The organism is Paenibacillus rhizosphaerae, assembly GCF_014192015.1.
In the GTDB taxonomy this organism is placed as follows: Bacteria; Bacillota; Bacilli; order Paenibacillales; family Paenibacillaceae; genus Paenibacillus_AQ; species Paenibacillus_AQ rhizosphaerae.
Genome location: NZ_JACHXJ010000003.1, coordinates 592,863 through 605,363, shown reverse-complemented (window position 1 = coordinate 605,363; position 12,501 = coordinate 592,863). Strand labels below are relative to the sequence as shown.

The 12,501-nt window shown below is 52.2% G+C and carries 10 protein-coding genes; 9 read left to right on the top strand and 1 reads right to left on the bottom strand.

Going from position 1 to position 12,501, the window contains the following annotated elements; all coding sequences use genetic code 11:
* The first annotated feature begins 123 nt into the window (after positions 1 to 123).
* From FHS19_RS19395 to FHS19_RS19380, 4 genes are all read left to right on the top strand, one after another.
* Positions 124 to 1,227: a PD40 domain-containing protein gene (locus FHS19_RS19395; RefSeq protein WP_183583476.1), complete on the top strand. Its 1,104-nt coding sequence runs from the start codon at positions 124 to 126 to the stop codon at positions 1,225 to 1,227.
* A 28-nt stretch (positions 1,228 to 1,255) separates the two neighbouring features.
* Positions 1,256 to 1,642, top strand: a complete 387-nt coding sequence (locus FHS19_RS19390) for a hypothetical protein (RefSeq protein ID WP_183583475.1) — start codon at positions 1,256 to 1,258, stop codon at positions 1,640 to 1,642.
* A gap of 440 nt (positions 1,643 to 2,082) precedes the next feature.
* Positions 2,083 to 2,556: a MerR family transcriptional regulator gene (locus FHS19_RS19385; protein ID WP_183583474.1), complete on the top strand. Its 474-nt coding sequence runs from the start codon at positions 2,083 to 2,085 to the stop codon at positions 2,554 to 2,556.
* Entirely contained in the window at positions 2,540 to 2,962 is a 423-nt protein-coding gene (locus FHS19_RS19380; protein ID WP_183583473.1) for a hypothetical protein, read from the top strand. Before FHS19_RS19385 ends, FHS19_RS19380 begins: the two co-directional genes overlap by 17 nt.
* A gap of 502 nt (positions 2,963 to 3,464) precedes the next feature.
* Here the strand turns inward: FHS19_RS19380 and FHS19_RS19375 are convergent.
* Positions 3,465 to 4,901: a SpoVR family protein gene (locus FHS19_RS19375; protein WP_183583472.1), complete on the bottom strand. Its 1,437-nt coding sequence runs from the start codon at positions 4,899 to 4,901 to the stop codon at positions 3,465 to 3,467.
* Between the two features lie 265 nt (positions 4,902 to 5,166).
* Between FHS19_RS19375 and FHS19_RS19370 the strand changes: the two genes are divergently transcribed.
* The 5 genes from FHS19_RS19370 to FHS19_RS19350 all read left to right on the top strand — a co-directional run bounded on the left by FHS19_RS19370 (position 5,167) and on the right by FHS19_RS19350 (position 12,442).
* A complete protein-coding gene (locus FHS19_RS19370) occupies positions 5,167 to 6,954 on the top strand; it encodes a sensor histidine kinase (RefSeq protein WP_183583471.1) in 1,788 nt (595 codons plus the stop codon).
* Positions 6,947 to 8,491 (top strand): response regulator transcription factor, encoded by a 1,545-nt coding sequence (locus FHS19_RS19365; RefSeq protein ID WP_183583470.1) that lies wholly within the window; start codon positions 6,947 to 6,949, stop codon positions 8,489 to 8,491. Before FHS19_RS19370 ends, FHS19_RS19365 begins: the two co-directional genes overlap by 8 nt.
* A gap of 245 nt (positions 8,492 to 8,736) precedes the next feature.
* Entirely contained in the window at positions 8,737 to 9,720 is a 984-nt protein-coding gene (locus FHS19_RS19360; RefSeq protein WP_183583469.1) for an ABC transporter permease, read from the top strand.
* A gap of 16 nt (positions 9,721 to 9,736) precedes the next feature.
* A complete protein-coding gene (locus tag FHS19_RS19355) occupies positions 9,737 to 10,636 on the top strand; it encodes a carbohydrate ABC transporter permease (RefSeq protein WP_183583468.1) in 900 nt (299 codons plus the stop codon).
* A gap of 108 nt (positions 10,637 to 10,744) precedes the next feature.
* On the top strand, positions 10,745 to 12,442 hold the full coding sequence (locus FHS19_RS19350) for an ABC transporter substrate-binding protein (RefSeq protein ID WP_183583467.1): 1,698 nt from the start codon (positions 10,745 to 10,747) through the stop codon (positions 12,440 to 12,442).
* The last annotated feature ends 59 nt before the right edge of the window (positions 12,443 to 12,501 follow it).

Genomic DNA, 12,501 nt, shown 5'->3' with positions numbered 1-12,501 from the left:
GAACCGGGCTTTAGCTGATGCTTTTTTCAATAAAAGTTTACAACTTGGAAACATTTCGACGTATGCCGGATATCATTGACGTGTAGGATGGGGGTAAGAAATCAGGAAGGGATGAAGCTCAAAATGAAACGACATAAACTACTTCCTCCAGTGATCGGCGTGATGATGGCAGGTGCGCTCTTGGCCGGTTGCGGTTCGCCGCAGAACAATGCAAGCCGGGAAGTCATCGACAAGCCGGGCAAGCAGATCACTGTTATAGATACGGCCGCCGAAGGCCGGAAAAATACCGGAGAAATCCAGGTGGAGCAAATCGAAAAGCTAAAAGACGTGTACGGCCGAACCTGGCTGTCGGATCACGAAGCCATCGTGGAACGAAACAATGTGCTGATGATCCATGACTTTGCATCCAATGTCGAACGCAAATTGACGGAAAATCCGGCCACAGCCGGTCAATATCTGGCCGCCGCATCGCCGGACGGAGAGCATGTCTTTTTTACGGGGGGCAACCCGAAGGACAAGTACGATATCGGGGGTTATCTCCTGGATGCGGCTTCCGGAACCGTAACGAAAACGGGCGCATTCTCCATGCTGTCCGATATGTTCTGGACCGATGAGCAGCATGTCCTCGTCAGCACGGATGACAGCAAGCTTCAGCTGATCGACCTCCAGGGCAAAAGGACTCCGGTCCAATTCTCCGATCCGGAGCTGTCCGACAACGTGCCGCGCATGGCGAGCAAAGCGGGCGACCGTTATTTCTATTTGGGCGTCCACAAAGGCTACACCGTGCTGAAGTCGTTTACGGCTTCGGCGCCTGAAGCCAAGACGATCCAGGAAGGCGTCGTGACGTTCAGCCTGTCGCCGGACGGCAGCGCGATCGCCCTGGAGAAACGCGAGTGGAACACGACCAAGGACGCCGAGCTTCAACTCATCGATGCCAGCGGCAAGAAGCTTGGAACCGTGGCGAAAGGAACGCTCCTCGGCCGGCCGAGCTGGTCGCCGGACGGCAGCAAAATCGCCTTCTCGGTGTACACCGAGGGCGAGCAGGGCATGAAAGGCATGTACGTGTTCGACAAGGCGAGCGGCAAAACGACGCCGCTGTCCACGGAGATCCAGGCCTATGACTCTCCGGCCGTCTGGAGCCCGGACGGCAAGTCGCTGATGGTGTACCAGACCGTGTACGAAGGCGAGAAGTCGAATAATGTGACATATGTGGTCCATCTGAAGTGATCGCCGCGGTCAGCGGCGGAGCGGAAGGATGTGTGAGCGTGCAGGCTTCGTGCGTGCGATGATGAGCGTGGGCAGTACTTCGTTGCAGAGCATTGACGCTGCAGGTTGCGCGTTCAAAGTGTTCGACGGAAGAGCGTATGTGTGCGGGAAAGCCCGCTCCGCGTGCGGATCATGCCTCCGATCGCTGTTGCCCCCGATTTTTTTGGGAATGGAATCGAAGGTAAAAATTCGGGGACAAAGGCGACCGCTGGCGCTTCTCCGGCATGATTCCGCCCGCTCCGCTGCTGCCAGCGGTGAGTGGGGTGGTAAGGTCCTTGCGGTGGCTGCGCAGCACCGCAAGGACGGGGCATGGCGTAGGGCTGTGCTTTGGTGCAGAGCTTTGGCGATTCTTCGGTGCAGAGCGTTCGACGGATGAGCGTATGTGTGCGGGAAAGCCCGCTCCGCGTGCGGATCATGCCTCCGATCGCTGTTGCCCCCGAATTTTTTGGGAATGGTGTAGAAGGTGAAAATTCGGGGACAAAGGCGACCACTGGCGCTTCTCCGTCATGATTCCGCCCGCTCCGCTGCTGCCAGCGGCGAGTGGGGTGGTAAGGTCCTTGCGGTGGCTGCGCAGCACCGCAAGGACGTTATTGGGCGCGGGTAGTGTGTCGATGCAGGCGATGGCGGTCCTATTTAGAAAATAAGTCACCACTCAACGTGGTGGCTTTTTCTGTATATAGTTGAGCGAGCCCCTGAATTCAATCCGCCTAGAGAACTTCAATGAATGGAGGTAGACAGCGGTTCTTGATTTTGTATAAGAAAAAAATGTAAAAATCGACTTGACCTTGGAGTCTGCTCCAATGTTATTGTGAACTTATGGAAAAACTTTATTCTATACAAGAAGTTTCACGGATACTCGGAATCCCGAAGGATACGCTCCGCTACTATGACCGTATCGGAGTTGTCTCGCCTTCCCGGGAAAACAATCGGTACCGCAAGTACTCGAAGAACGACCTCATCGACCTGATGAATATTCAAATTATGCAGTATGCGGACTTTTCACTCGACGAAATCAAGGGGAAGTTTGGGTTCCACAGGATGGAGAAGGTAGACCCTGCTTACTGCCAGGAGGTTGCTGCGTTCCTCGATGCCAAGAATGCGGAGACACGCAAAAAGATTGACCATCTTCAAAAGGTCAGTCAGCTGCTCGACGTAGCCGCCGAAACGTTAAGAGACTTCAATCCAGAAAAAGACCAGCGGCTGGCTGAGCTCGTTCGTGAAATTTATCAGGGTATCCGTAAGAAGGAAACAGGAATTTTCGAGGAGGGATGTGATGGGCATCAAGGTTAGCAATTTTTATTTCTTGATTGCAGGCATTCTTGCGGTACTGTTTGCCGCTACACATGCATGGAACGGGCAATCCGCTGTTCTTCCGGCGCTCCAGGTAAATGCAATTTCTACGGATACACGGACGGTATTCATGTATGTCTGGCATATCATTACGGCGGAAAATCTGGTTTTCGGGGTCGTGTTTATTTTGATGTCATTCCAAGGCGATCGATCGAAGGTCCGGTTTGCCGCATGGATGATCGTGTCGCTTCTGATTGTCCGGCTGATGGTTATTCTGGGCGTAACCGCAATTCAAGACGCTTCGGCCCTTACGGATTCGTTAATTGACTCGATTGCGATCGTAATTTATGTGGCCTTCATCCTCTTGGGCATAAGGAGGAAGCCAAAAAAGCTGCTCGGAGGTTAGACGTCTCATTTTAAATAGGGAGGAGTGAGGATCATCGATGAGCTATGCAATTGTGCAGAGCGTTAGGCGTCTGCACAATTGCATAGCTCATCAGGAAGCGCGAATTTTATGTAGAGGGCGAAACTCCGATTGAGTGTCAGTTGGGTCGGGCTTTTCCTTACCAATTCTAAAAACCTCTCGAGCGTGTATGCACGGATTTACCATGCGGCTCGGGAGGTTTTTGCGTAAAGACTTTCTTCTGTTCAAGAGGTATTTGATGTTATTTACACGTACCGGGATTGCTCGAACCAGCGGAGAGGACGGAATCGTTCTGGAGAAGCGGGCAGCGGTCGCCTTTGTCCCCGGATTTCCACCGTGGCATGTTACCGATCGGGAAATCTGGGGGGCAATATTTGGCATCTGTAAGATCTGCTTCTTTGATCATGCAATAAGAAGAGCGCTACGGTCGGCTAAAGAGAAAAGTGTCCACCGGAGTATGCAGCAGCGTGCGAGAGTGATCCCCTCACACGAACCGCCGATGCAGCTTCTTGCCATCGTAGGAGAACATCACCTTTTTGTCCTCGACGATCGTCTCCAGATGAACGGCGCGGCCCCACAGCTGGTACACGTAAGGCAGCGTGCGCTCCATGTACTTCAGGTCGAGCTCGATGCCCTCGTACATATGCTTGATCACCATCTCGCCAGTCCGCAGGTAATCGCCGTCCTCGACGACGAGGTAAGGGCTGCCGCCGTTTACTCTGGCGAAGACGAGCTGGTCGCGGATGTTCTCCCAGCTTTTGTCGGTAATTTTCCACTCGGGGCCCTTCTTCTCAAAGACGTACAGGTCCAGATCCTCGGTTAGCTGCTTCGTCATGTAGTTACGGATAAAGGAAGTGTCCGAATCGAATTCACGCACCTCGAAAATTTTCTCACGGCCCTGGCCGGGTTTGCGGCCGCCGAATTCGATCTCCTCCTTGGTCGGATGGTCCCAGCGGCGTTCGATGTCCTCGAAGATTTTCAGCCCCAAATAGTATGGATTCAGGCTGTGCCGGGACGGCTGCACGACCGAAGAGTTGAGCTTGGCGAATTCGATTGTCTCGTCGCTCGTCAAGTCCAGCTCACGGATGATCCGCTGATGCCAGTACGAAGCCCAGCCTTCATTCATGATTTTGGTCTCCATCTGCGGCCAGAAATAGAGCATTTCGTCGCGGAGCATGGTCATGATGTCGCGCTGCCAGTCCTCCAACACTTCGGAAAATTCCTGAATGAACCAGACGATGTCCTTTTCCGGCTCAGGCGGGAATTTACGGTTAGCCGCAGTTTCCTGAGCCTCAGGCTCAGGTTTGTGATCGAGGCTCCACAAGTCGTCGTACTCGCCGGGCTGGGTCTGCACTTTGCCGGACTCTTTCTGCGCTTTCAGCTTCATTTCCATGTAGCGCTGCTTATCCAGGTGCTGCGGCTTGATCAGCTGCGGATCGACATGCTCCTGGATGGCCAGCACGGCATCGATGAAGCGCTCCACGACTTCGGTGCCATGCTCCAGTTCGTATTGGCTGATTCGCTCCGCGGTGGCCGACATGCTTTCGACCATGTTGCGGTTGGTGGCGGAGAAGCGGTAATTGTTTTTGAAAAAGTCGCAGTGCGCCAAGACGTGGGCCACGATGAGCTTGTTCTGGATCAGGGAGTTGCCGTCGAGCAAAAAAGCGTAGCACGGATTGGAGTTGATGACCAGCTCGTAGATTTTGCTCAGGCCGAAATCGTACTGCATTTTCATTTTGTTGAACGTTTTGCCAAAGCTCCAGTGCGAAAAACGGGTAGGCATTCCGTAAGCACCGAAGGTGTAAATAATGTCCGCCGGACAAATTTCGTAACGCATCGGATAATAATCCAGGCCGAAGCCGTCAGCGATCTCCATAATTTCACTAATGGCGTATTCCAGCTGCTTGATCTCGTCGCTCATTCGTTCATTGCTCCTTCCTTCTGCGGAAGAATAAAATATGATATCGGGGCTATATTTCAATATATTCAGCAGCACCTCAAGTATGAACTGACATCACCGGACGAAAGTCCGAATTCTGCCACTGAAATCATGTTTTGGCAAATCCCAGCAGCCCGGAAAATAATGCAGTCTTTATGTCGATTTATGTTAGAATATAAGAGCATGACTCTAAGGTTTCATATTTACGAAAGCGTTTTATATTTTTGCGGGCGGTGACTGCGTTACCATGTGGAAGTACTTTGTGCAAGCAACCAACAACATGAGGATCCGGAATAAATTGATCTTTTCCTACCTGTTCGTCGTCATGATCCCCGTGCTGATTGTGGGGGGCATCATTACCGCCTATTTCAGACAGGATGCTTTGGACAATGCGATAGAACAGACAGCCAACGATGTGGATAAAATCAAAAGCCAGCTGTCCACCATGCTGTCCGTGCCCATCTCGATTTCCAACAAACTATATCTGGACGATAACCTGAAGGACCTGGTCAATACGAATTACACGACCATTCTGCAAATGGTGCAGGCCTATTCGAAATATAACGATTTTGAAGAGCTTCCGCGGCTCTATAACGAGATCAGCAACGTCCGCTTCTATCATTACAACAAGACGATGATCAACAACACCCAGTTTATAAACGTTACCGCCAAGATCGAGGGAGAGGAATGGTTCCAAACGGCCATGAACAACCCGCGGATCGGCTGGTTTTTTATGGAGGGCAGTGACATCGGTACCGAAATGAAGCTGAGCCTGGTCCGCCGGATCAAGTTCAAGGATTACCGGACCCCGGGAGTCCTGGTCATTACGCTCAACCAGAGCATGCTTAACTCGATCCTGAGCAAGGAAACGTTCAATACGCTCATCGCGGATGACAGCGGATACATCGTAGCCGCCAAAAATCCGCAGAACGTCGGCAAAACGCTGAAGCAGCTGGACCTGGACGTCGATATGCATCAAGGACAGGAACAGACGATCAGCCGGCGCGTCAACGGGGTCTCCTCCAACATTATCGTGGACAAGCTGACGCCGCAGACGAGTTTGAACGGGCTCAGCGTCGTATCGGTCTTTTCGACCCAGGGAATTGTCCAGGACGCCAAAAAGGTCGGATGGATCGGCATGGGGCTGGTGATCGGTGTGCTGATCCTGGCGCTTACGCTGATATTCGTCGTATCCAAGCTGACGACCAACCGGCTTCTGCATTTGAGCAGACAGCTGAACAAGGTGGCCCGGGGGAACTTCGACACGATTTCCTTCCTGGACGGCAACGACGAAATCGGGCAGCTTTCCCGCCAGTTCAACTATATGGTCCGAAGCATCAACGACCTGCTGAACCAGGTGTATGAGAGCAATGAGAAGAACACCAAGCTTGAGGTTGCGCAAAAGGAAATCAAGCTCAAAATGATGGCCAGCCAGATCAATCCGCACTTTTTGTTCAATGCCCTGGAATCGATCCGGATGAAGGCTCATCTGAACGGGGAGAAGGAGATCGCCAACATCGTGCGGCTGCTGGGTAAGCTGATGCGCAAAAACCTCGAAATCGGCAGTGTGAAAAAAACGCTGAAAGAGGAAATGGAAATTGTCCGCGCGTACCTGGAAATCCAGAAATTCCGGTATGAGGACCGCTTGAACTACGAGTTGATCGTCGAGCCGGAGACCGAACGGGTGCTGCTGCCGCCGCTGATCATTCAGCCACTGGTGGAGAATGCGATTATTCATGGCCTGGAAGGCAAGGAAGTGGACGGGATGCTGCGCGTCCGCTGCTCGATGAGCGAAGATATGCTGCATGTTGAGGTTATCGATAACGGAGCCGGCATGACGGAGGAACGCAGGCAATTTGTTCTGGCGACGCTGGATGCGGAAGAGGAGGAAGGAAACCGTATCGGCTTGCGGAACATCCATCAGCGAATTAAGCTAACGTATGGAGAAGACTTCGGACTGCATATTAAGAGTATCCCGGGACAGGGAACCAAGATGGAATTCATGATACCAACAGGGGGAGAAATGCATGTTTAACGTTTTGATTGTGGATGACGAACCGATGATCCGCGAAGGCCTCAAGACGATCATCGACTGGGAGAGCTTCGGGTTTACGGTGGCGGATACGGCTGCGAACGGCCGGGAAGGGCTGGATAAAATCAAAGAGCTGAAGCCCGAGCTGACCATCATCGATATCCGCATGCCGGGCATGACCGGTCTCGACGTCATCGAAGAGGCCCGGGCCGCCATGATCTCGACGCATTTTCTAATCTTGAGCGGATATGCCGATTTTGATTATGCCAAGCGGGCGATCGGTTACGGCGTGAACGGATACCTGCTGAAGCCGCTGGATGAGGAGGAGCTCGGGGAGGAGCTGCAGCGGATCGGCGCGATTCTGACCCGGGAGAAACAATCCCATCGTTCGGCGGAAGAAGACCATGTCTTCCGTGAGCACCTGCTTGAATCCTATCTGCTGCAGGAAGAAGCGCTTCGGGATCCGGCGATGGTCATGCAGCTGGGGCTGGACTGGCCGAAGTATCAGATCGTCCTGCTCGAAATCCATGGATCGGCGGACGACGCACCTTTGGCCACCTTAAGACGAAAGCTGTCGGGCCATTTTGACGCCGCGGAGCGTGTCATTGTATTTCCGGCGGGAACGTTTGCGGCTGTGCTGTGGGACCGGGGGATGTCCCGGGAAGACGATGCCTCCCGCTGTTACGCGGAATGGAGTGCCCTGCTGCCGGACAACAAAGGTTGGTTTGCCGCCGCCGGGGGAGCGGTCACCGATATTTCGCTCATTGGACAGTCGTATGCGGAGGCGGCCGAGCTGCTGCACCATCGTTTTCTGTTCCATGAAGAGCGCTTGATGCTGCCCGGAGATTTGAGCCAAATAGCAGAGGCTTACCCGGAGAAGGCGCCGCTCGATCCAAACGGAGAAATCGAACTGTCGGATATGCTGTATTATGCGCTCGACATCCGGAGCATGGAAGCGGTCGGCCGCTTTTTTGACGAACTGGAGGGGCGGATTGTCGGTTTCGGGCATGCTGAGCAGGCCGTGAAGTCGGCGGTGACCCATATTTTGACCATGGCCATCAACAAGCTGTCGGGACAGAACCAGGCATTGTATCCATTGCTTCAGGATGCGCCCCTGTTCATTACGGAGGCGTTCCGCCAACCGACATGGGAGCAGCTGAAAGCCGTGGCGGCCGCCCATCTGAGCAGCCTGATCGAACGGATCGGCGGCGGGAGCAAGGATGCCGTGCTGAAGCAGATGATCGATTTTATTCACCGGAACTACAAAGAGAACCTGAAGCTGGAGCTTCTGGCCCAGGTGTTTAATTATAACAGCGCTTATTTGGGGAAAATGTTCAAAAACTATACGGGCGAGAACTTCAACGCTTTCCTCGATAACGTGCGGATTGAGCATGCGAAGGATCTGTTATCCCAGGGACTCAAGGTGCATCAAGTGGCGGCTTGTGTCGGATATGCGAACGTGGACTATTTTCACAGCAAATTCAAGAAATACGTCGGAGCTTCCCCGTCCTCATTCCGGAAAAAGGAGCCGTCCGAGTAGTCTCCTGACTTTCATGATGCTGGGGGATGAGATTGGCTATGCTGCCATTCAAAAACGTTTTCGAGGCGATTTCCCCCCCTGAAAATTAGATTTTTTGGGGGGTTTTTGTGAAAAAGTCATGTCAAATTTCGACTATGAAAGCGTTATATCTAATTTTTATATGATTTTAGGTGAAATCCGATGGGTATTTTTATAAGCGCTTCATTTAGTAAGATGAAGTTATCAATTAGAGGAGGGGTTATTGAATGGAAGCGCTCACACCTAACACCATTCCCCGCGGCGGTCAAGATACTGCTAAAGCACCAAAGCGTAAACGAAAGGGCGGCTTCTGGAGTACGGTGCTCCAGCAAAAATATTTATATTTAATGTCGCTCCCTTTTGTCATTTGGGTGTTCGTGTTCAGTTACCTGCCGCTTTGGGGCTGGACGATGGCCTTTCAAAACTATAAACCGGCGAGGTCATTTTCCGAACAAAAATGGGTAGGATTTAAATATTTCCATGAGCTGTTCCAAGACGACCGGTTTTATCTGGTCCTGCGGAACACGCTGGCGATGAGCTTCATGGGCCTCATTCTGGGATTCGTAGTTCCGATTTTCTTCGCGATTCTCCTTAATGAGCTGCGGGGCATGTTCTTCAAGCGGTTCGTGCAGACGGTTTCTTACCTGCCGCACTTTGTATCCTGGGTCGTTGTGGCAGGCATTATTACGAAAATGCTTTCAATCGACGGCGGTGCGGTCAACCAGATTCTGATGGCGCTCCACCTCACGGACGAGCCTATACAGTTCATGGCGAAGGGAAGCTGGTTCTGGTACATTGTAACCGGTTCCGATGTGTGGAAGGAAACAGGATGGAATACGATCATCTATTTGGCAGCGATTACAGGGATTGATCCGGAGCTGTACGAAGCATCCCGCGTCGACGGCGCGAGCCGTTGGAGACAGATGTGGCACATTACGCTGCCGGGTATCCGCTCGACGATCTCGGTACTCCTGATTATGTCGATTGGCCATTTGATCAGCATCGGCTTCGAGAAACAGTTCCTGCTCGGCAACAACCTGGTGTCGGATTACTCGGAGGTTCTCGATCTGTACGCACTGAATTACGGTCTGAATATGGGCAGGTTCTCATACGGTACCGCCATCGGCATATTCAACTCCGTAGTCAGCATCATCCTGTTGTTTACGGCTAACGGCATTTTCAAAAAGATTACGAAAGAAAGCATTATGTAGGAGGCGAGAAGTCGAGATGCCAAACAAAGCGTTTAATGCGACCCGATCCGATAAGATCTTCGATATATGTAACACCATCTTCATGGTGATCGTGCTGATCGTTACGCTGTATCCGTTCCTGAACGTGCTCGCCATATCGCTGAACGATTCCATCGATACGGTACGTGGAGGCATCACCATCTGGCCGCGCGCGTTCACGTTTGAAAATTATAAGACAATTTTTGCTTACGACACTTTGCTGCAAGGCCTGAAAATTTCCATTTTGCGCACGATCGTCGGTACGCTGCTGGGACTGCTCAGCGCATCGATGCTGGCCTATACGCTCAGCCGGCCCGATTTTCAAGCCCGGAAGTTCGTATCGACATTCCTGGCGATGACGATGTACTTCTCCGGCGGCCTGATCCCGGGATATATCCTGATGCGCGACCTGAACCTGATCGGCACGTTCTGGGTATATGTTCTGCCGGGTCTCGTCAGTGCATTCAACGTGTTTATCGTCCGTTCCTTTATCGACGGCTTGCCTTATGCCCTTCAGGAATCGGCCAAGCTGGACGGAGCCAACGATTTTACAGTATACTGGCGCATTATCCTGCCGCTTTGTAAACCGGTACTTGCGACGATCGCGCTGTTCCTTGCCGTAGGTCAGTGGAACGCCTGGTTCGATACGTACCTGTACAACGGCAGCAACGGCACCTGGACCACCCTGCAGTACGAGCTGATGAAGGTGCTGCAAAGCACGCAGCAGGGCGGCGGAGCGATCAACGCGAACGACATGGCCAAGCAAATGGCCCAGATTTCGCCGGAATCGATCAAGATGGCCATTACCATCGTCGTGACCGTGCCGATCCTGATCGTCTATCCGTTCCTGCAGAAATATTTTGTCAGCGGGATGACGCTGGGCGCGGTCAAATCGTAAAAAACGCTTTTTCAGAAGTTACATTCTTATATAAAGGTATCAGCAGGCTAGCCTGTTATACAAAATAGATAAAGAAAAAGATTAGACATCATGGGGAGGGTTTACGCAATGCCAAAGAAAGCGTTCAAGGTAACCGCGATTTCTCTGATCATCGCATCAATGCTAGCGGTTGCGGGCTGCGGCGGAGGCAAGGAGGATACCGCGGCCAAAGATACAGGCGATACAACTTCGCCGATCACCTTCAGTTTTTTCGGTGCGGATGCGAGTCCAAACTGGAACAAAATGCAGGATGAAGTCGGCAAGGAAATTACAGCGAAGACAGGGGTTACAATCAATGCGGAGTTCGCCGTATCCGGCGGAGGACAGGATAAAATTTCTCTGATGGCCGCAAGCGGCGACTATCCGGATCTTATTTTCGCAAAAGGTGACATCAACAAGCTGGTGGATGCCGGCGCGATGCTCGACTTGACCGATTTGATCGACAAATACGCGCCGAACCTGAAGAAGGTCTACGGCGACTATATGGACCGTCTGAAGTACACCAACGATGACCAAGCCATCTATGTGCTGCCGACCAATGCGGCGGTGAACCAGCAGTATTTTGATGCTGGCGGCGGCTTTGAAATCCAGAATGCCGTGCTGAAAGAGCTGGGCTATCCGGAAGTAAAAACCGTCAAGGATTTTGAGAACGTGCTGAAGGCTTATAAAGAGAAGCATCCGACGATTGACGGCCAGCCAACCATTCCGTTAACGCTGGACGCAGACGACTGGAGAATCATGATCACCGTAACGAACCCGGCGTTCCTCGCAACGGGAGCCCCGGACGACGGCGAGTATTTCATCAATCCGCAAACCTATGAGGCTCAGCTGCACTACAAGCGTCCGGAGGAAAAAGAGTACTTCCGCTGGCTGAACCATATGTACAACGAAGGCCTGTTGGATAAAGAAACATTTGTGCAGAAGAGCGACCAGTACAAGTCCAAAATTTCAAGCGGACGCGTGCTTGGCCTGATCGACCAGGAATGGGGTTATGCCGACGCAGAGAACGCGCTGAAATCTTCCGGCAAGGATGAAAGAACTTACGCTCACCTGCCGGTAACCTTGTCCGAAGAATATAAGGACCACTCCTTCCAGGATACAGGCTTTACATCCGGATGGGGCATCGGCATCACGAACAACTGTAAGGATCCGGTTCGGGCGATTAAATTTATGGATTGGCTCGCTTCCGACGAAGGGCAAGTATTGATCAACTGGGGTATCGAAGGCAAGCACTACAATGTCGAGGACGGCAAGCGCGTTATTCCTCAAGAAATTCAAGACAAGAAAATCAACGACGCTTCCAATTTTACGAAAGCATCGGGCATTGGCCTGTACTCGATCTTCTCCGCTCACTATGGTGACGGCGTGAAAGATCCATCCGGCAACTACTATACGACGAACTTCCCGGATCAAATCGTGGCCAGCTACACGCCAGCGGAGAAAGAAACGCTGAAAGCTTACGGCGCTACGACCTGGAAAGACCTGTTCCCTTCAGAAAAGGATTTCCCGGTTAAGCCTTGGGGAGCAGCATACAACATTTCGGTTGAAGAAGGCTCCGATTACACCGTAACGTACCAGAAAACGCAGGACATTATCCGCAAGCGCATTCCGGAAGCGATCCTGACGACGCCGGACAAATTCGACGCAGTCTATGACAACATGATCAAGGAATTGAACGCTGCCGGTGCGGAAAAAATGGAACAGCAATACACCGAGCTGGTTAAGGACCGTGTCGAGTTGTGGGGCGGAACGACCGAAGCGAAGTAATCCGAATTTTTAAAAAGTGGCAATAAGTTCATCAGGTAGGGCCTGCTCATAGCAGTAGG